The sequence below is a fragment of the Pedobacter sp. KACC 23697 genome, from assembly GCF_045348445.1.
GTDB lineage: Bacteria > Bacteroidota > Bacteroidia > Sphingobacteriales > Sphingobacteriaceae > Pedobacter.
This window is the reverse complement of sequence record NZ_CP157485.1, coordinates 4,331,966-4,351,897: the sequence shown is the minus strand read 5'-3', so window position 1 is coordinate 4,351,897 and position 19,932 is coordinate 4,331,966. Positions and strand designations below refer to the sequence as shown.

General features: G+C 38.3%; 19 protein-coding genes. 12 read left to right on the top strand and 7 right to left on the bottom strand.

All coding sequences use genetic code 11. The features are described from left to right. The first annotated feature begins 8 nt into the window (after positions 1-8). From ABEG20_RS17545 to ABEG20_RS17535, 3 genes are all read left to right on the top strand, one after another. Complete coding sequence (locus ABEG20_RS17545) at positions 9-1,301, top strand: hypothetical protein (protein ID WP_406824548.1); 1,293 nt, start codon at positions 9-11, stop codon at positions 1,299-1,301. Positions 1,302-1,364: 63 nt separating this feature from the next. Continuing rightward, complete coding sequence (locus tag ABEG20_RS17540) at positions 1,365-1,925, top strand: thiamine pyrophosphokinase (protein WP_406824547.1); 561 nt, start codon at positions 1,365-1,367, stop codon at positions 1,923-1,925. After that, on the top strand, positions 1,922-2,416 hold the full coding sequence (locus tag ABEG20_RS17535) for an N-acetyltransferase family protein (protein WP_406824546.1): 495 nt from the start codon (positions 1,922-1,924) through the stop codon (positions 2,414-2,416). The genes ABEG20_RS17540 and ABEG20_RS17535 overlap by 4 nt, the downstream gene beginning before the upstream one ends. A 135-nt stretch (positions 2,417-2,551) precedes the next feature. Here ABEG20_RS17535 and ABEG20_RS17530 read toward each other — a convergent pair whose 3' ends face one another. Next, positions 2,552-4,993 (bottom strand): outer membrane beta-barrel protein, encoded by a 2,442-nt coding sequence (locus tag ABEG20_RS17530; RefSeq protein ID WP_406824545.1) that lies wholly within the window; start codon positions 4,991-4,993, stop codon positions 2,552-2,554. 622 nt (positions 4,994-5,615) lie between these two features. After that, entirely contained in the window at positions 5,616-7,295 is a 1,680-nt protein-coding gene (locus tag ABEG20_RS17525; protein ID WP_406824544.1) for a dipeptidyl-peptidase 3 family protein, read from the bottom strand. 113 nt (positions 7,296-7,408) lie between these two features. On the opposite strand from ABEG20_RS17525, the gene ABEG20_RS17520 reads away from it, so the two are divergent. Continuing rightward, positions 7,409-8,245 (top strand): N-acetylmuramoyl-L-alanine amidase, encoded by an 837-nt coding sequence (locus ABEG20_RS17520; RefSeq protein ID WP_406824543.1) that lies wholly within the window; start codon positions 7,409-7,411, stop codon positions 8,243-8,245. A 147-nt stretch (positions 8,246-8,392) separates the two neighbouring features. On the opposite strand, the gene ABEG20_RS17515 is transcribed toward ABEG20_RS17520, so the two are convergent. Further along, positions 8,393-10,048: a glutamine--tRNA ligase/YqeY domain fusion protein gene (locus ABEG20_RS17515; protein ID WP_406824542.1), complete on the bottom strand. Its 1,656-nt coding sequence runs from the start codon at positions 10,046-10,048 to the stop codon at positions 8,393-8,395. A 113-nt stretch (positions 10,049-10,161) separates the two neighbouring features. Here ABEG20_RS17515 and ABEG20_RS17510 point away from each other — a divergent pair, with 113 nt between their 5' ends. The 7 genes from ABEG20_RS17510 (at position 10,162) to ABEG20_RS17480 (ending at position 15,242) form a co-directional block, all read left to right on the top strand. Next, the gene (locus tag ABEG20_RS17510; protein ID WP_244278738.1) at positions 10,162-10,584 is read left to right on the top strand and encodes a cobalamin B12-binding domain-containing protein; all 423 of its coding nucleotides are present in this window, start codon (positions 10,162-10,164) and stop codon (positions 10,582-10,584) included. Between the two features lie 3 nt (positions 10,585-10,587). Further along, on the top strand, positions 10,588-11,367 hold the full coding sequence (locus tag ABEG20_RS17505) for an enoyl-CoA hydratase/isomerase family protein (protein ID WP_406824541.1): 780 nt from the start codon (positions 10,588-10,590) through the stop codon (positions 11,365-11,367). A gap of 147 nt (positions 11,368-11,514) precedes the next feature. Next, positions 11,515-12,933 (top strand): sigma-54-dependent transcriptional regulator, encoded by a 1,419-nt coding sequence (locus tag ABEG20_RS17500; RefSeq protein WP_406824540.1) that lies wholly within the window; start codon positions 11,515-11,517, stop codon positions 12,931-12,933. A 65-nt stretch (positions 12,934-12,998) separates the two neighbouring features. After that, on the top strand, positions 12,999-14,048 hold the full coding sequence (locus tag ABEG20_RS17495) for an AI-2E family transporter (protein WP_406824539.1): 1,050 nt from the start codon (positions 12,999-13,001) through the stop codon (positions 14,046-14,048). Between the two features lie 72 nt (positions 14,049-14,120). Then, positions 14,121-14,387: a YtxH domain-containing protein gene (locus ABEG20_RS17490; RefSeq protein ID WP_406824538.1), complete on the top strand. Its 267-nt coding sequence runs from the start codon at positions 14,121-14,123 to the stop codon at positions 14,385-14,387. A 53-nt stretch (positions 14,388-14,440) separates the two neighbouring features. Continuing rightward, positions 14,441-14,818: a phage holin family protein gene (locus tag ABEG20_RS17485; protein ID WP_406824537.1), complete on the top strand. Its 378-nt coding sequence runs from the start codon at positions 14,441-14,443 to the stop codon at positions 14,816-14,818. After that, positions 14,805-15,242: a hypothetical protein gene (locus ABEG20_RS17480; RefSeq protein ID WP_406824536.1), complete on the top strand. Its 438-nt coding sequence runs from the start codon at positions 14,805-14,807 to the stop codon at positions 15,240-15,242. The genes ABEG20_RS17485 and ABEG20_RS17480 overlap by 14 nt, the downstream gene beginning before the upstream one ends. 189 nt (positions 15,243-15,431) lie before the next feature. Here ABEG20_RS17480 and aspS read toward each other — a convergent pair whose 3' ends face one another. Then, positions 15,432-17,177, bottom strand: coding sequence for an aspartate--tRNA ligase (aspS, locus tag ABEG20_RS17475; protein WP_406824535.1), 1,746 nt, complete (start codon positions 17,175-17,177; stop codon positions 15,432-15,434). Positions 17,178-17,330: 153 nt separating this feature from the next. Between aspS and ABEG20_RS17470 the strand changes: the two genes are divergently transcribed. After that, positions 17,331-17,480, top strand: a complete 150-nt coding sequence (locus ABEG20_RS17470) for a hypothetical protein (protein WP_406824534.1) — start codon at positions 17,331-17,333, stop codon at positions 17,478-17,480. A gap of 29 nt (positions 17,481-17,509) precedes the next feature. Here ABEG20_RS17470 and ABEG20_RS17465 read toward each other — a convergent pair whose 3' ends face one another. From ABEG20_RS17465 to ABEG20_RS17455, 3 genes are all read right to left on the bottom strand, one after another. After that, a complete protein-coding gene (locus ABEG20_RS17465; RefSeq protein ID WP_406824533.1) occupies positions 17,510-18,079 on the bottom strand; it encodes a Crp/Fnr family transcriptional regulator in 570 nt (189 codons plus the stop codon). Between the two features lie 31 nt (positions 18,080-18,110). After that, complete coding sequence (locus ABEG20_RS17460) at positions 18,111-18,335, bottom strand: DUF2798 domain-containing protein (RefSeq protein ID WP_406824532.1); 225 nt, start codon at positions 18,333-18,335, stop codon at positions 18,111-18,113. Positions 18,336-18,425: 90 nt separating this feature from the next. Beyond that, complete coding sequence (locus ABEG20_RS17455; protein WP_406824531.1) at positions 18,426-18,830, bottom strand: hypothetical protein; 405 nt, start codon at positions 18,828-18,830, stop codon at positions 18,426-18,428. Positions 18,831-19,932 lie beyond the last annotated feature (1,102 nt).

Below are 19,932 nucleotides of genomic sequence, written 5' to 3'. Positions count from 1 at the left end.
AACAAAATATGTCTGAAAAAGCTCTTCAAAATCCTGCACCCTGGAACATTTATAAAAAAATCTCTTTCAGGTTCTTTTTCCTGCTCTTGTCACTTTTCATCATCTTGAATAACAATGGAGCCTTTACTTTCTTCTCAAGTGTACTGCAGCTGCCAAATCTGGTATTGCATGATTTTATTCCATGGTTCTCTAAACAAATTATCCACTATAATTATGATTTTACCATTTATACTAATGGCAGCGGCGATACCTCTTATGATTGGGTATTGCTACTCGTTATATTTTTGGTATCGGTAATTGGTAGTATTGTTTGGTCAGCTGTAGATCGTAAACGCAAAAGTTACAACGCAGCTTATTATTGGCTTGTGGTACTGGTGAGATTTTATTTAGCTTTTACCTTGATACTATATGGTGCTATAAAAGTAATCAAACTCCAGTTTCCCGATCCTTCTTTAATGAGGTTGCTTCAACCTTTCGGAAATGCTTCGCCAATGGGGCTTGCGTGGACCTTCCTCGGGTTTTCAAAAGGGTATAATATTTTTATGGGCATTGTTGAAGTTTCTGCCATCATGCTTTTATTCCGTAGAACAGTAGTTGTGGGTGCTTTTTTATCCCTTGCCGCAACAGTTAACGTAATGGCGATGAATTATTTTTTCGATGTTCCTGTAAAACTACTTTCAACTGCACTGGTGGTGATGTGTCTTTTTATTTTGGCCCCTCATTTCTTAAAGCTATATCGTTTCTTTATTAATTATGAAAGTCAGCAGCTTGAGAAAATGTACCAACCTAAATTTAAAAAAAGATGGCTTGACCTCACGGCTTATGGTGTTAAATACCTGTACATCGCAGCTTCGCTGATCTTCTTGATCTCTTCATTAATCGAACAAAGGAAAACTTATGGTAGCGCCGCGCCAAAGCCATTTATGTATGGCATTTATGATGTTGAAAGCATGAAGGTTAAAGGAAAAACCTTAATGCCATTAGCCACTGATAGCACCAGATGGAAGCAAATGATTATTAATTATTCAGGTTATGCCCGGATAAAAAAGATGAACGATAGCTCCGCTAATTTCACTACGGTTTTTGATCAGAAGAAAAAAGGACTGGTACTCAAATCAACTGATAAAGACTCCACAAAATATGTTTTAAACTATAATTTTATTGGAAAAGATAAACTGATTTTATCAGGCTTCACAGAAAAAGATTCTGTTATGGTAAGTTTTAAGCGAAAAGACCTCAAGGCGTTTAAACTCATCAACAGGGGTTTTCATTGGGTAAGTGAGTATCCATACAATCGTTAATCATTTTACGGCAGGCAGATTCTTACTTTACCGTACTTAAAGCGAAATTTATATATTCGCAGTATGTCTTCACACCATATTGTAAAAGAAAAACAAGAGCCGGCTTTATACATCGATGAGCTTGGGAATTTTAACGAAGAATTTTTGGGGCAGCTGCTTGAATGGAGCCCTACGCTTTTGGTTAACGGAGAAAATTACGATAAGATTTTTTCTTTGGGTTTAAAAGTTGATGTACTGGTAAATGGGAATGGGCAGGATACGCAGGAAGATACAAAAGTTGTTCAGGGACCTGTTGATGCCTTAATGGTAGCCATTAATTATCTGTACGAAGAAAAATATCCTGCGGTAAATGTGATTACGGGGAAATTCGACCTGGAGAAATTTGCCGGATTTGAAGATAAAATTAACCTGGTGGTATTTACGGAGAGGGCAAAGCACTATCCCATAAAATCGGGATTCTCTGTTTGGAAACCTGCAGGAAGCGAATTTCTGATTCACGGCAACCGATATCTCGAAGTGACCAACCTTGCGCAGAATGAAGAAGAAATTTTTACTGTAGTTAAAGATGGCTTTGTAGAATTTACCTTTTCCGGACAACCGATTTTTATTAGCGAACCTATATGATCACCCTTAGAAAAGCAAAAGAAGAAGATATAGAAGTGATCAGGGATATTGCTGTGGCAACCTGGCCCTCAACCTATATGGATATTATCGGGCAGGCGCAGATAGATTATATGTTGGAGAAAATGTATAGCAAAGGAGAGTTGCTGAAACAGCTGATGGAAGGACATATTTTCCTGATTGCAGAGGAAGGCGAAACTCAGTTCGGTTTTGCAGGATATTCCATCATTGGTCATGAAGAACGCGTTTACAAACTGCATAAACTTTATGTGCTGCCATCAGCACATGGTAAAGGTGTTGGAAAAATCTTAATTAATGAGGTTTTTAACCAGGTAAAAAATGCAGGCGGAAGCGCTTTGCAATTGAATGTAAATAAGCATAATAAAGCCAAAGACTTTTATCTGAAAGGCGGTTTTACCATTAAGGAGTCGGTAAAGCTTGACATAGGAGAGGGTTATTTTATGGATGATTATGTAATGGAATATAAGTTTTAAATCTGCTCAAATTATCGTCATTTCGAGCGTAGTGCAACGCAGCCGAGAACCATGTAGTGCTCAGCGAAGCTAAATCTATCTTAGCAGATCTCTCCGTTGTGCTGCGCTTCAGTCGAGATGACGTGGCTATGGATACTAATTCTTCATCCTTCCCTGCTCTGCTTCAGTGCCTGTAGAGCGGCGGCGGGCCGGCTTAATTTCATTTTTGCCAAAACGATAAGTGAAGCTGATCCGGCCGATTCGGGTTTCATTTTTTTGGTGTAAAGCGTAGGTTAAACCAGGATAAGCGCTTGATAAATTATTTTCAGACATATTAAATACATCTGATAAGGCTAGTTTCAAGCTTGCTTTTTTATTGAACAGCGATTTGCTCAAACCTGCGTCAATGTAGTAACGGGCTTTTAAACTGAGTGTTCCGTAATCTAGTGGCGATTCATAACTGCCGTTTATCTCTGCAGTAAAGCCATCCATAATGGTAAAGGTTTGCTGTGATTTAAACTGGAAAGATGTTTTTCCGGTTTTTAAAGCGCTCCCTGCCAGATCCGGCGCTTCAAAACTAAGGTAAAAAACATTTAGGTTATTATTGGTCTGCCACCATTTGGTAAGCTGAAGCGGTACATTTAAATTGGCATTGTAGCTAATGTTGGTGGCAATGTTTGCATTGGTCTGATATAACGATTGGCTTGCTGCATCAGGCAAAATTACTTCAGCAATTACATCGTTAATCCTGCTATAGCCTATCGAGAGCATGTATTTTTGCAACAGGGTATAACTCAGCTCAAAATTGTGTGTATACTGAGGGTTTAAAAATGGATTTCCTTTGCTGTAAGTAAATTCATCCAGATAATAAATAAATGGATTTAGAGCGTCATAACTCGGACGGTCTATCCTTCTGCTGTAAGAAAACCCTAACTGATTGTTTTTTGAAAGCGTTTGCTGAACAAAGAGCGTTGGAAAGAAATCCCAGTAATTTCGTTCTACAACGGTATTTTTGGTGATCAGGTTCCCTTTCGAGTTGGTTTGCTCAACCCTCAGTCCAATTTGTACACTGGTATTTTTAAACTGTTTATTTACATTGGTGTAAGCTGCATTTACATTTTCGTCATATACAAATTGATTGCTTCTTTTAATGTCGTTCCGCCATATATTATTGACGTACTCTTCTGCCTGAAGATCATTATCTGTTTTAACCCAGCTGCTTTTAAGCCCGGCTTCGAGTTTAACCGTTTTGGTTAGGGAAACATTATAATCAATTTTAAATGCTTTAATATCAATCATGGAAGGGGTGTTGTTCCTGGTATAAATGACCGGGCGGATTCGGTCTCCATTTTGAAACCGGTAATCATTTTCATAATCAGAACCATCATTTCCTTTATATCTGGAATAATCTACATCTGCCGAGATTTCTGAACCCGCCGTATCCAGAACAGATTTATAATTTAAATTGTAAGAAACGTTATTGTATTTGTTTGTCTGCAATGAATTGGTGATCAGGCTCGAATCTGCTTTTTGGAAGGATGGGCCAATTAAGGTATTGTTAGCAGAGGCTTCAGTCCCATGGTTAAAATAACCATTTACCAATATGCCAATGGTATTTTTTTTGTCGATGAAATAATCCAATCCTGCCTTAAGGTTATTGTTATATTGTTTTCTGTTGCTCTTACCCACTTGCATAAAGTAGGTATCGGGTGTACCGTTCGAAATCCGGTCGATAGCGATCAGGTTATCGCGCTCAAATTTGCCATAGTTGTAATTACCAAAAAGATTAAGTTTCTGTGTACGGTGGTTCAGGTTTAAACCTGCATTCCCCCTTAGGTTTTTACCATAACCTAAAGATCCGTTTAAGCTGCCATTTGTGCCGCCGTTTTTATTCTTTTTGGTTTTGATATTAATAATTCCTGAGTTACCTGATGCATCGTATTTGGAAGATGGATTGGTAATCAATTCAATGCTTTCAATGTCTGAACTCTGCATATTGCGTAAGAGGTTAGCCACATCGGCACTGCTCATATAAGTTTGTTTACCATCCAATTGAATGAGTACCCCCTGTTTGCCCATCATCGAAATCTTATCATTCTGATCTACCGTTACACCTGGTGCCTTTTGTAAAACTTCGAGCGCAGTAGCGCCTGTCATAATCGCACTATTGGAAACATTCATCACAATCTTATCCATTTTTCTTTCGATTAAGGGTTTGGTTAGGGCTACATTCACTTCTTTTAAGTTTTGAGTGCTTGCAATAAGCTGTGCAGTTCCGAAATCTGCTTTCTGATTATCTTCTGTTAAAACAATGGTTTTACTTTTAAACGTTTGATAGCCCATATTACTGGCTTTATAGTAATAGCTCCCCTTGCCCGAAATAGTGAAATTAAATGTTCCACTTGGGTCGGTAAATGCCGTTTTAACTACGCTGGAATCAGATGCTTTAAAGAGTACAACGGTAACATAATCTGCAGGTTTTTTAGTTTCATCTAAAATTATTCCGCTGATGTTTGGTTTAGGACTTGTTTGCCCAAAACCTATTGTAATAGTAAAGAGAAGTATAACGGTAAATGTTATTTTGTATAGTGTTTTCATGTTTAGGTATTTATTCTTTAAAAAATGGGCAAAAAAATTCCTGTACCGCATGTGCATGCACTTTCAGTTTAATGACCTGCTTATTTTAAAGTTTAGCCGGAAGCGAAAGGTTCCAATTGTTTAGTTATAGATAAGACGTCCGTTTTTTAAAAAGGTTACATGGATTTTGAAAAAGGCCAAAATTGAGCGTCTTGTTGTAAATTTGAGGTGTAAAGATTGAAAAATCAATACAGCTCCGTTTAAATCAATGTTTATACTTGTTTCAACTAACTATGGCGATACGTAAATGCAAAATTTATTTCGTTACGTCATTCTGAACTTGTTTCAGAATCTTTTAAAGAGTGAAGATATCTCCTATTTTCAAAAGAAGAACTACGCTTGTTGGTAGATCTTGAAACAAGTTCAGGATGACGATTTGCACTTAAGGAACTCGGCAAATCAGGAATCATTAATTAGTTGTCTGTTTGCAGTTTGTCAATAACGAATTAGAACAATTAACGAATTGCCAGTTCATCGTTACCAGACGCTGCAGGAAAAATAAACTAATAAATAAAAAAGCCACAGACAACAAGTGTTAACTCGTCTATCTATGGCCTTTAAGTTGCTTAGTAAAAGAAATCCTTTATTTCACACCCAACACATCAACACCTTGTTCAAAAACCACATCAACCGGAATATTCTTTTTAGTTAACCGGTCCAGGTCTGTTTGTAGCGCTGTATGGATCACTGCTTTCTCTTTTTGTGCTTTTTCTACTGCAGCTTTATCGCCGTTACCCTGAAGGGTAAGAATGAAGGCACTAAGATCGTTCATGGCAGATGCAAATTTTTCAAAGTTTACTTTGTAAGTGCCTTTGGCTGTACGCTCAAAAGCCCCTTTTTCCTGAAAGTAATTGAAGCACTGCATATTTGCTTTTCCATGTGCTTCAGAAACACCAAAGCGTACAGAACGTAAAATCCCAGCCATAAATGTGGTATAATAATCTTTTATATCACCTTGCAATTCGCCCTTTTTGAGCAGGCCGGTTACCATATATAAACCTAAAATATCGGCTTTGCCTTCTTCCAGCCAGCTGTATTGTTCTTTTAATGCAGCACGAACAAAACCCTTTCCGGTAATGGTCTTTTTAATTCCTAAGCCATGCGCTACTTCATGAAACATGACGTTTGCAAAAAAAGCATCAAATTTAATGTACTGCTGCTGGTCTGCTTCAATTAATTCTTTTGATATCGGCACCAGAATTTTATCAAACTTCGCCTGCATGGCATTTTTTAGCTGCGAACGGCGCGTGCCCTTTTCCTGCTGAATTTTTTCGTCGTTTGGCAGGTTAACCGCAATGGTTTTAGATCCGGCATTACAGTCTCCGGCATAATAAACAACGTCGTACGCGTTTAACTCAGAGTCTGTTCCGGGTGTTTCCGTTTTGTATTTTGCTGCAACAGGCAGGTTTTTTTGTAATTCGGGAAGCATTTTTACATACTTGGCCAAGCGTTTACTCCACTCTTTATCTTTAATTAAAACATAAGCTTCGTAACTGGTACGGGCATTAAAGAGTTTATCTTCATAATTTTCAATCGGGCCAATAATGAGATCCAAACCATTGGTTTTCATATCCAGCCAGGCATAATCACTTGCCGTAAAATTATCAGTTACCAAAGCATCGGCCCTTAAATTTAGATATTTTTTTAAACCAGCATCGTCCGCAACCAGAGCAGCCTGTTTTAGCAAAGAGCTCGCTTTTTGTAATTCTGCAGCAAATAGTACGTGATAAGGTACGGTTGATAATTTGCCTGTGCTGTCTTTTTGAATCACGGAATAGGCACCAAATTTATCTTCAAGATCTGATTTTTCTATAGCTTCCTTTGTAATTCCATATGGATAAAAGAATGCTCCTTCTGGTTTGGGGCCCACACCTTCAACAAAAGGTTTATCGTTATTTAATCTGTCCCAGGGGCCATAATTAATATTCACGAAATCGCGTGTTTTCTCATCTTTAATGGTGGCCAGCAGGCTATCTCTTTGTGGATAAGCTTGTTTCCAATACAGTTGATCCATAATTTCTGCCGCCTGAATTAACAAAGGCAAAATTTTACGGTCGTTAATGCTGAGCCCGTTAATATTGGTGGTTAATTTTACCCTTTCATAGATGGGTAACCGTTGTGCAACATAATCGGTAAGACTATCTTTTTGTACTACCACAGTCTTTTCATCATTAGATTTATTATTACCCGTACAAGACGACAAAGCGCCTGCCGAGATGGCTATTGCTGATAAAAACAGGGCTGATCTGTGTAAATTCTTCATATTAAAGTATATGGCTGCTAAATTAGTAAATTTTGAAAGCTTTGTATAAAGTTTGATGCATTGGGCGAAGTTTAGCATAACTTTGTACCTTCATTTTTTTAATCAACATACCTATGCTGTTTTCTAATTTATATAAAACATCTATCTTAACTGCTTTTTCTCTGACCATGATTTTAGCCTCATGCACCACCAGCAGGTATGCGGCAACAGAAAAAATTTATAAAGATAAAGCAAAAGGTTTTGCAGAAATTATTGGAACGGTACCTCCCGCCGGGCAATTGTACGATTCGTTAAATGCAGCAAATCAGCAATGGATTGGTTCTGTAAATTTTGGCATACGTAAACCAAATTTTGTGGTGATCCACCATACGGCTCAGGATAGTTTGGCGCAAACCATCAAAACATTTTTTTCGACCAAAGCAGGTACCAGCGCGCATTATGTAATTAGTCGCGACGGTAAAGTGGTGCATATGGTTAATGATTACTTACGTGCAAACCATGCCGGTGTGAGTAAATGGGGAAAAGATACTGATCTTAATTCTTCATCAATTGGCATTGAGCTGGATAATAATGGCTTAACCGACCCCTGGCCGGATGCGCAGATGAATAGCTTGTTAAAATTACTGGCCACGTTAAAAAAAACATATAACATCCCTACCGCAAATTTCATCGGTCATGCAGATATTGCACCTAAACGTAAAAACGATCCTAAAAATTTCCCATGGAAAAAACTGGCCGATAAAGGCTTCGGTTATTGGTATGATGACATACTGAAAAACCCACCAGCAGATTTTAATACCGAAATGGCCCTGAAATACATTGGTTACGATACCAGCAACCTCCCTGCTGCAATTACCGCTTTCAAAATCCACTTTATTCAGAGTGATATTACGCCGACCTTAACACCAGTAGATATTTTGGTGCTCTATAATGTTTATACGAAATATTAAAAGATGGAAGATGTAAAATGGATCATGGAATTATCTAGCTCTACAGGTTACTAATGGCTAATGAACCAGTGAACTAACAAAAAAGCACAGACAAATCACATTAATCTGTGTTCATCTGTGCCTATCTGTGGCCAAAAAAAGCAAAAACTAGTTTGGCTTCTTAAATGTATCTTTTAGGGTTACTGTTCTATTAAAAACCAATTTATCAGCGGTAGAATTTTTATCCAAACAGAAATAACCTTTACGGATAAACTGGTAACGGCCATCCAAATCTGCATCGGCTAATGCTGGCTCAATATAAGCGTTTGGCAATACCGTTAAACTTTCAGGATTTAAATAGTCTTTAAAGTCGCCTTCCTCAGCATCTGGTGTTTCTGAAGTAAACAAACGATCGTATAAACGAATTTCGGCAGTTTTGGCATGTGGAGCACTTACCCAATGGATGGTTCCTTTAACATTTACGCCGCTGGTATCGTTTCCGCTTTTCGATTCGGGAATGTAAGTACAACGGATTTCAGTAACGTTTCCGTTTTCATCTTTCACAAAATCTTCGCATTTAACAATATAAGCGAATTTTAAGCGTACCATTGCACCAGGAGCCAGGCGGAACCATTTTTTTGCCGGCACTTCCATAAAATCTTCGCGCTCGATCCAAAGTTCATTGCTAAAAGGAATTATACGTGTACCTCCTCCATCTTCTGCTTCAGGATTATTTTCGCCGATTAAATCTTCAGTTCCTTTTTCGTAATTGGTAATCACCAGTTTAATCGGATCTAAAACTGCCATTACCCGGTTAGCCGTTTTGTTTAAATCTTCGCGGATGCAAAATTCCAATAAGCTGAGCTCAATTAAGTTTTCGCGTTTGGCAATGCCAATACGTTCGCAAAACTCACGAATACTCTTTGGTGTAAAACCCCTCCTGCGCAAACCACTAATGGTAGGCATGCGCGGATCGTCCCATCCATTTACCAGGTTTTCGTTAACCAATTGAAGCAGCTTACGCTTACTCATTACCGTACTGGTCAGGTTTAAACGGGCAAATTCATATTGTTTTGAGGGGAAAATCTCTAATTTTTCAATAAACCAATCGTACAGTTCGCGGTGCGAAACATATTCTAATGTACAAATTGAATGGGTAATATGTTCAATACTATCACTTTGTCCATGAGCAAAGTCGTACATGGGGTAAATACACCATTTGTTCCCTGTACGGTGATGTTCGGCATGTTTAATGCGATAAATGATCGGATCGCGCATTAACATATTCGGACTGGCCATATCTATTTTTGCCCTCAGAATATAAGCGCCATCTGCAAATTCGCCATTTTTCATTTTCGTGAAAATGCCTAAATTTTCTTCAATACTGCGGTTACGGTATGGGCTGTCCTGTCCTGGTTCTGTTGGTGTGCCTTTTAAAGCTGCAATTTCATCTGCAGAACTCTCATCAACATAAGCCAAACCTTTTTCGATCAGCTTAATGGCAAAGCCATACAACTCATCGAAATAATCTGAGGCATATAATTCATTTTTCCAGTTAAAACCCAACCACCTGATATCTTCCTGCTGACTGTTTACATATTCTGTTTTCTCTGTAACCGGATTGGTATCGTCAAAACGCAGATTGGTATAACCGCCGTATTTTTGTGTTAGTCCGAAATTTAAGCATATTGCTTTCGCGTGGCCGATGTGTAGATAACCATTGGGTTCAGGCGGGAAACGCGTAACCAAAGTTTCATACTTACCACTATTTAAGTCGTTCTCAACAATTTCTTCAATAAAGTTCAATGACTTTTCTTCACTCATAAAAACCTGTAAATTAGGAATGCAAATGTAAAAAGATTAGCGTAATTCTACTTGTTTTAGTTAATGATTAATTTGAGCGCCAAAATCGATACATTTACATCAACTTAATATGAATGATGAGCAAAGTATTAAATCGGCCTATCCGCGTTTTAGTAGCTAAAGTTGGATTAGATGGCCATGACAGGGGGGCTAAAGTAATTGCAACTTCCTTACGGGATGCTGGCATGGAAGTCATTTATACCGGACTGCGCCAAACACCGGAAATGGTGGTGAACACGGCGCTTCAGGAGGATGTTGATGCCATCGGAATTTCTATTCTATCGGGTGCACACATGACGGTTTTTCCAAAAATTATTCATTTTATGAAAGAAAAACAGTTAGATGATGTGTTATTAACCGGCGGTGGGATTATACCCGAAGCAGATCGGTTGAAACTGGCAGCTATGGGAGTTGGGGAGTTATTCCCTCCAGGTACAACGATGGCCAGTATTGTAGAATATATTCAGAATTGGGTAACAGAAAACAGAAATTTCTAAGCTATGTCATATCAAAATTTAATCTCAGAACTAAAAGAGAACATTTTATACATTACCATCAATCGAGAAAAGGCACTAAATGCTTTAAACAAGGATACTTTGGCAGAACTGGCGGATGTAATCACTTATGCAGATAAAACGGATCAGGTAAGAGGCGTTATTTTAACAGGTGCGGGCGAAAAAGCCTTTGTTGCAGGGGCTGACATTAAAGAATTTTCTGATTATAGTGGCAAGCAGGGAGAAGATTTAGCCAAACTTGGTCACGATCGGGTTTTTAATGCTATTGAAAATTCTTCAAAACCCTTTATTGCCGCAATTAATGGTTTTGCCTTAGGTGGAGGGTTGGAGTTGGCTATGGCCTGCCACATGCGTATCGCTTCAGACCATGCGAAGTTGGGTTTACCGGAAGTTACTTTGGGTTTGATTCCTGGTTATGGAGGTACCCAGCGCCTTACCCAATTGGTTGGGAAAGGCAAGGCAATAGAAATGATTACAACTGCAAGCATGATTACGGCTTCAGCGGCAGAAAAAATAGGACTTGTAAATTACGTTGTTCCTCAGCCTGATCTGATGAGCAAAGCTGAAGAGATATTGAATGTCATTAAGCAACGCGCACCATTAGCTGTTTCGGCTGCAATAAAAGCTGTTATTGCCGCGGTAAATCATAACAATGGTTATGCTACCGAAATTGAAGCATTTGGCAGATGTTTCGAAACGGCCGATTTTAAAGAAGGTGTAACTGCATTTTTTGAAAAAAGAAAACCAAATTTTTCAGGAAAGTAGTAAAGGTGTAGTATTAATCTGGTGTTTTGTATAACAAAAATGTTGCAAAGCCTTTTCAATACAAATTTTTTTGAGTAATTATGTTATTTAATTATTAACTGTATATGTTGTTCATACATATGGGTTTTGATGATAACAACGCTGCTCATGAAAAAGAAGATACTCATTGTTGACGATGAAATTAGCATCGGCTTATTGCTCTTCAAGTTTTTAACCAAAAAAGGATTTGAAGTTTCCAATGTAACATGTGGTAAAAAGGTTCTGCAAGCGCTTGAAAAGGAGCGTTTCGATTTGGTGTTATGTGACTATCGTTTAGATGATATTGATGGGAAAGAAATTTTAATTTACATTAAAGAAAACTATCCAAACACCAGTGTAATTATTATCACAGGTTATTCAGACATTAAGCTTGCTGTAGAATTGATAAAACTTGGTGCTTACGATTATATTGTGAAGCCGCTTTACCCGGATGAAATTTTAAATACCATCAATAAAGCCCTGGAAACAGAGGGAAAACTGAAATCTCCTAAAAATTTTGAACAAGCCGGTGGTAATGTTATTTCCGATGTGATCAATTACCCAGAGTATATAAATGGAGAGAGCGATGCTTCGGTGTTTCTACTGAAGCAGATCCAGCTCATTGCACCAACAGGTTATACCGTTATTTTAACGGGGAAAAGTGGAACAGGAAAAGAATGTGTGGCCAAAACCATTCACTTTAATAGTTCTCGTCGTGAACAGCCTTTTATTGCGATGGATTGCGGCTCTTTAACTAAAGAGCTAGCCGCCAGCGAATTTTTTGGACATGAAAAAGGCGCATTTACCGGAGCAACCTTCACGAAGATTGGTCACTTTGAGCAAGCTAATGGTGGCACATTATTTCTTGATGAAATCGGTAATTTGTCGTACGAGATCCAGGCAACCTTGCTCAGGGCAGTACAGGAGCGGAAAATAAAGCGGATTGGAAGTACAAGGGAAATTGATCTTGATGTGCGGCTTATAGTAGCCACCAATGAAAATTTAGCGGAAGCGATTCAAAAAGGTACATTCAGGGAAGATTTATATCACCGCTTTAATGAATTTTCGATACATGTACCGGCATTGAAAGATCGTGACCATGATATCCTGATTTTTGCCGGACACTTTTTGGCCACCGTAAACCAGGAATTAAATAAAAAAATTAAAGGCTTTTCTGATGAGGTGAAGAAATGTTTGCTGGCATACAATTGGCCGGGTAATGTACGCGAGCTGAAAAATGTAATTAGGCGCATTGCTTTATTAACTGATGGCGATTGGATAGAGCCCCGGGTTTTACCATTGGAATTTGGTATGACTGATTATCGGAAGAAACCGAATGAAAAAAAGGTTACCCTTTTTCCGCTGGCATTAAATCATGACAAATCACTTAATTTGCGACACGCTACTAAGGAAGCTGAATATAATACAATTCTAGAAGTGCTGAAAACAGTTAATTTTAACAAAACCAAGGCCGCAAAATTATTAAACATCGACAGAAAAACACTTTATAATAAAATCAAATTTATTGATTTTAGTAAGGGGACATAAATTTTAAATCGGGAAAACAAAACCAGCCATTTTAGCATTTAAAGAAATAACCTTATTGTCCAGAAATGTCAGTATTTTCTTATAAGCAGCGCAATAACATTAATCTGGTTATTATTATTGCGCTCGGCGTATTAATCGCATACTCCCTGCAGAGTATTTTTAGTGCTATTTTAAGTACGCTGGTGCTTTATACGATCATGCGGCCAGCCTATATCCATTTGGCTGAAAACAAGGGGTGGAACAGAAGAGTCACGGCTATTTTCCTCATCGCTATATCCATCATACTGATTGTAATGCCATTTTATGCGTTAAGCAGCATGGTGATCAGTAAAATTTCGGAACTAAAGAATAATGAGGTTTTTTTTAAGAACCTGCTGATTAAATTACAACACCTTATTCCTTTTAAAATCAATCAGGAACTTATTCAGGAAGGGTTAAACCGTTTAGGCAATTGGGCTACTGATCTTTTTCCTTCTTTACTATCGAGTGCAGTAAATATTGTATTAAGCTTGTTAGTTATGTACTTTTTACTCTACTTTATGTTGATAGAACGGGAAAGATTCGAATTTTCGCTTGTTAAATATGCACCTTTTAGAGAGCAGAATGCGCTTCGCTTTGGCGATGAAATGAGGAATACAACCTATGCAAATGTATTGGGGCAGGGGTTAATTTGTCTTGTTCAAGGTTCACTCGTAAGCCTGTCATTTTATGTTTTGGGTTATAAAGATCCTGTGTTTTGGGGCGTAATTACAACATTTATTTCTTTTGTGCCTGTTTTAGGACCTCCTGTCGTTTTTGTTCCGGCCGCGATTTTGCAGATCGCAAACGGGAATAATTTTGCAGGCTGGGCCATGCTTATTTTTGGTTTTGTAGTTATTATCAATATCGATAATGTGCTGCGGTTTATGATTGCAAAAAAAGTTGGCAATATTCATCCTATAATAACCGTAATTGGCGTAATTATTGGTATCCCTTTGTTCGGAATACTGGGCCTTGTTTTTGGTCCGCTACTGTTATCTTATTTTATATTGCTTGTTAAGATTTACGAAACCAGTACACTGGCATCAGAAAGATTGGAAAGAATTAAAACAAATAATGAGCATAGTGAGTTATAATATAGCTTAACAATAAATAATGTAATAGTTTTATATTGTACATCATTGTTAAACCCTTAAAATAAATTGATTATGAATGATAACTCAAAAGTTGTAGTTGCGCTTTTAGCAGGCTTAGCTGCCGGTGCAGCCTTAGGAATTTTATTCGCACCAGATAAAGGTGATGAAACCCGTGATAAACTAAGCCAATCATTAAAAGATCTTGGCGATTCTATCAAAGATAAAGCAGCAGATGAGATTAACAATCTCGCTAGCCTAAAAGATAAAGTAGTAAGCTCTATCAAAACCAAGTTGAGAAGTGTAGAAGAAGAATACAGCGACGATATAGAGCACGCTTAATAAATAAATATATTGCATAGCCGGGTATTTACCGGTTAAATCTCATCTGAATTATGCAGGAGAATAAAGATAAAAGTATTGAAGATCTGGTAGACGATGCTAAGGGTTTTTTAGAAGCCAGGGTAGAGTATGCCAGACTTTACATTGTAGAAAAGGCATCAAAAATTTTTGCCGATCTGGTAACCAGTACTGCTGTTATTGTTTGCTTTATTTTGGCCTTTTTATTTGGCTCGGTAACCTTGGCGCTATACGTATCAGATCTGTTGGGTAGTTATGCCGGAGGTTTTGGCTGCGTTTCCCTATTCTATATTTTATTGGCCATCATTGTTTATTTAACCAAAGATAAATACATTGAAAAAGCAATTATCAATGTAGCAATTAGAAAATACTTTGATAAACTTGCAGATAAGGAGGAAGATGAGAAGTTATAAAGAAATCCGGAACTTAGAAGATCTGCAGGCGAGAAAATTAGAACTTAAGGTGGAGTATACCCTTAAGCAAAATATGCTTAAATCAGATACCAAAACTTTTTTTAAGCAGTTTACGCTTGGTGCATTGATTAAACGGTATGCTACACCTAATAATCTGTTCAAAGCAGACGAAAAATTAAATATCAGTGGTACAGCCATGTCATTGCTTTTACCTATGGTAATGAATAAAACCCTCTTCAGAGGGGCTGGTTTTTTAACCAAGGCAGCAGTAGGTCTGATTTCGGGCAAGGTTGGTAAATCACTTGATGCAGAACATTTATCGGCAATTTTTAATTCTGTTAAAGGTTGGTTCGGTAAAAAGAAAGAAAAAAAAGAAAAGAAGTTTATTGATTATGGCATCCCGCCAGATAGTGAAACATATTAGTTAAATTGGTTCAATAGTTCATTAGGCAATTAGTGAGCGAAACTCATAATGACTTCAATCAAAAAAGCCTCAGGATTTTAAATTCTGAGGCTTTTTCATGCGTTTCGTCACCCTGTCCAATAGCTATCGGATTTATTTCAGGGGCTCTTTAAAAAGATGCTGAAAACGAGTTCAGCATGATGGATCTGTTTATAAATCCGTCTTAATTTTCAATTCTTTCAATTGTTTCTCATCAATTGTACTCGGGCTATCAATCATGACATCTCTTCCTGAGTTGTTTTTAGGGAAAGCAATCACATCACGGATGGAGTCTAAACCTGCGAAAATTGAAGTCAAGCGGTCGAAACCAAAAGCAATTCCGCCATGTGGAGGTGCACCAAATTCGAAAGCATCCATTAAGAAACCAAATTGTTTTTGTGCTTCTTCTGCGCTAAAACCTAAATGTTTGAACATCAAAGCCTGCAATGCACGATCATGGATCCGGATCGATCCGCCACCTACTTCCGTTCCGTTAATCACCAAATCGTATGCATTGGCGCGTACTTCACCCGGTTTGGTATCCAATAAAGCAATATCTTCAGGTTTTGGTGAAGTGAACGGATGGTGCATGGCATGGTAACGTTCGGTTTCTTCATCCCATTCCAAAAGCGGGAAATCCAATACCCAAAGGGCAGAGAACGTATTTTTATCGCGTAAGCCTAAACGGTTACCCATTTCTAAGCGAAGCTCATTTAACTGTTTGCGTACTTTATCGGTAGAACCGGCTAAGATCAATAATAAATCGCCTTTTTCTGTAGCGAAAGCCTCACTCCATTGTTTTAGGTCTTCCTCATTAAAAAATTTATCTACGGAAGATTTTATGGTTCCATCGTCATTATGACGGGCATAAATTAAACCTGTAGCGCCAATTTGCGGGCGTTTGATGAAATCTGTTAATTCATCCAGTTGCTTGCGTGTATAGCTTGCCGCTCCTTTTGCATTGATACCTACCACCAATTCAGCATGATCGAAAACAGGAAAGCCTTTTCCTTTTACCAGATCGTTAAGCTCCACAAACTGCATGGCAAAACGGGTATCTGGTTTGTCAGAACCATATAAACGCATCGCGTCTGCATATTGCATACGTGGCACCTCCGGTAGGTCGTAATTGCGCACTTCTTTAAATAAAGTACGGATCAATCCTTCAAAAGTATTTAAAATATCCTCCTGCTCGATGAACGACATTTCGCAGTCGATCTGTGTAAACTCCGGCTGACGGTCGGCCCTTAAATCTTCATCCCTGAAGCATTTTACAATCTGGAAATAACGGTCGAAACCCGAAACCATCAACAATTGTTTAAAGGTTTGCGGCGATTGAGGTAAAGCATAAAACTCACCTTCATTCATGCGGCTAGGCACTACAAAATCTCTTGCGCCTTCTGGTGTTGATTTAATTAACACCGGCGTTTCAACCTCTATAAAATCTAAAGCATCCAGATAACGGCGAACCGATTGTGCCATTTTATGACGTAAAACCAGATTATTGCGCACCGGGTTACGGCGTAAATCCAGATAACGGTATTTCATACGCAACTCATCACCGCCATCCGTTTCATCATCGATCATAAACGGTGGTAATTTTGCAGAATTTAAAATCTCTAATGCCGAAATTTTAATCTCCACATCGCCGGTAGCCATTTTTGGGTTCTTGTTGCTTCTTTCTACAACGGTACCAACAGCTTTAATAACAAACTCGCGACCTAAAGTACGTGCGGTTTCGCAAAGCTCACGATTATCGTCCATGTTAAAAACCAACTGGGTAATACCATAACGATCGCGGATATCGATAAAAGTCATACCGCCCAAATCTCTTGATTTTTGTACCCAACCACATAACGTAACACTTTCGCCTAAGTTATTTAGGTTTAATGCACCACAAGTTACTGTTCTTAACATATATATAATCTAAATTGAGCGGCAAAAATACCGATTTTGTTTTAAAGTTGGTGCTATAGCTGAAGGTTTTTGGACTGGATTTTTAGGACCTTAAAAGTTTGCATTTTGAAAACTTTTAATTAATGAAAATTTTAGTGAAGAAAACCATATTGTATGATGTTAAAACTTTATCCTTTGGCAGAAATACTATTATTGGTTTGGTTTCATGAATTTCGCAAGATACACTTTGGTCGTTTTAACCAGCTAAAAAGTGTAGATGAAAATGCAAATATTGTAGCGAACAAATATGTTTGGATAAAATAACCTGGCAGACTTAAAATCACGGCCTAAATTTATGCTTTCGATTTTAATCTGCTCAGCGTTTCCTGTGAAATATTGAGATAAGAGGCCACCATTTTGTTGGGTAGGCGCATCACTATGCTCGGATTTTGTGCAAGTAACTGGCGGTAACGCGCTGTGGCATCAAGCGTAATAAAAGACATCAGCCTGTTGGTATTGGTCACGTACGCGTACTCCAGATAATGGCGGTAAAGTTTTTCCCACTGGGGCACAATTTGAAGCAGGGAGTAAAAATCGTTTTGCGAAATATAGGATAGATTCGTGTCTTCTACGGCCTGCACAAATTCCTTTGACGTTTCGTTGGTAATGAAACTCACCAGGGCTGTTGCAAATTGGTTTTCGAAAGCAAAATGCCTTGTGGCTTCGGTGCCACCTGCTGTTAAGAAAAAAATTCGCAGACAACCTTTGTCAACAAAGTAAATGCGCTGACATGTTTCGCCAGGGCTGATCAGGATTTCGTTTTTCTTTACCTGCACGAACTTGAAAAAAGACAATACTTTTTCCATCACCTCATCGCTGATGATAATTTTTTCTCTGATATAATTAGAAAGCTGTTTGCACATTAAAAATACTTTTAGCCAAATGTAACCATGTTTAGGTTTTAGAAGTGACTTTTTCTGCCAGTTTCCGGGCGTTGGGAATAATAATAAAGGCTGCAAAATAAGCTACAGGCAGCATCACGCTCCAGGCCTTTAAGAATTTGAGGAACCAACCCTCGCCAAAACCATAGTTCCGCATTAAACCCACAAATGCCATAATTAATGTCATGGGGATAACCACAAAAAGTGTGTTGATGTGTTTGAAATGTTCTTTTTTCATTTTTAAATTTTTTAATACTCCAAAGGTGCGGGGATTAAAAAACTTAACCTTTGATATAGGTCAAAAAATGAAGGGATTATACTTTATTTGCTAATACTTTTCTTCTAAAGTAATCTCCAGGGCGATAACCTTCCATTCTCCTTTACTATTTTTCCAGTGGTAAATTTCTTCCGTTTGTATGGTCTGTTTTTTAGTAAAAAAAAGCAGATTGGGTTTTAAAATAACCGATTTACGTGCAATTTTCTCGGTAAAAATATCATTCTCCACAGACGATTTGATCCGATAATGGCTGGTTTGTATGGTTCTGGCCCCGCTGAAATATTTTTTTAAATCGATGGTAAAATCACGTTTGTTTATGGTGGGTTTTTCGAAAGGGGTAAAACTCAAATCATCGCCAAACATCGATGTATAGGCCATTAAATCTTTATTTTCTAAAGCCTGGTTTGCTTTTTGGTGTAGCTCGTTAATTTCTGAAAGGATTAAATCGGTTTCCATGGCATGAAGTTAATGGTTTGGATCAGGGTTTTCAAATTTATGATGATCTGGCAGCTGATTTTCCACAAATGTCAAAAAGCAAAGGGCATTTAATTTGCTGGTATTTATAAATTATTTCTATTTTTTGGAAATGAAAGTGCAGCATTTCATCGGTGCTGTAGTCCCGCCATCCGCTTTATCCCGATTGAAAAAATCGGGATGCCCGCTCCTGTCGGGTTGATGAAAAAGGTTAGTTTTCAGTGCACCAAACGTTGTCTCTAAACCTGATTGTCGGGAAGAGCTTCCGGTCCTTCACCGGAACTCGTACCAAATGCAGGGCTAAAATGGCCAAAGGTGCAGGACCCTACATTTCCTGATACTTTTAAATGATCTCTATTTTTTGGAAATGAAAGTGCAGCATTTCATCGGTGCTGTAGTCCCGCCATACGCTTTACTTCGTTGCACTACGTGTTCGCTGCTGTCGGGTTTATTAACAATGGCCCGTTTTCAGGACGCCAGGCTTTGTAATTAAACCCGGATTGCAATGGAAAGCCCGGAGCGCAGCGAGGACTTGTAATGGAAAGCGGGGCTGAAATGGCCAAAGGTGCAGAACCCTACATTTCCTGATACTTTTAAATGATCTCTATTTTTTGGAAATGAAAGTGCAGCATTTCATCGGTACTGTAGTCCCGCCATCCGCTTTACTTCGTTGCACTACGTGTTCGCTGCTGTCGGGTTTATTAACAATGGCCCGTTTTCAGGACGCCAGGCTTTGTAATTAAACCCGGATTGCAATGGAAAGCCCGGAGCGCAGCGAGGACTTGTAATGGAAAGCGGGGCTGAAATGGCCAAAAGCACAGAACCCTACATTTACTGATAACCTGAAATTGATAGTTATTTGTTGAAATAGTGCTTTAAAAGCGCCGGATTTATCTGTATTCGTCATGCTGAATTTATTTCAGCATCTTTTGGCATGAAAGACCCTGAAATAAATTCAGGGTGACGATTCAGAATTAAAAATATCTTAAATGAGACAAATTTAAAGCTACATTATTAATTCAAATCAGGTTAGTACATGTAAGTCACTACGGTTTTTGGAAAATACTTTATTTTAAGAAATAGA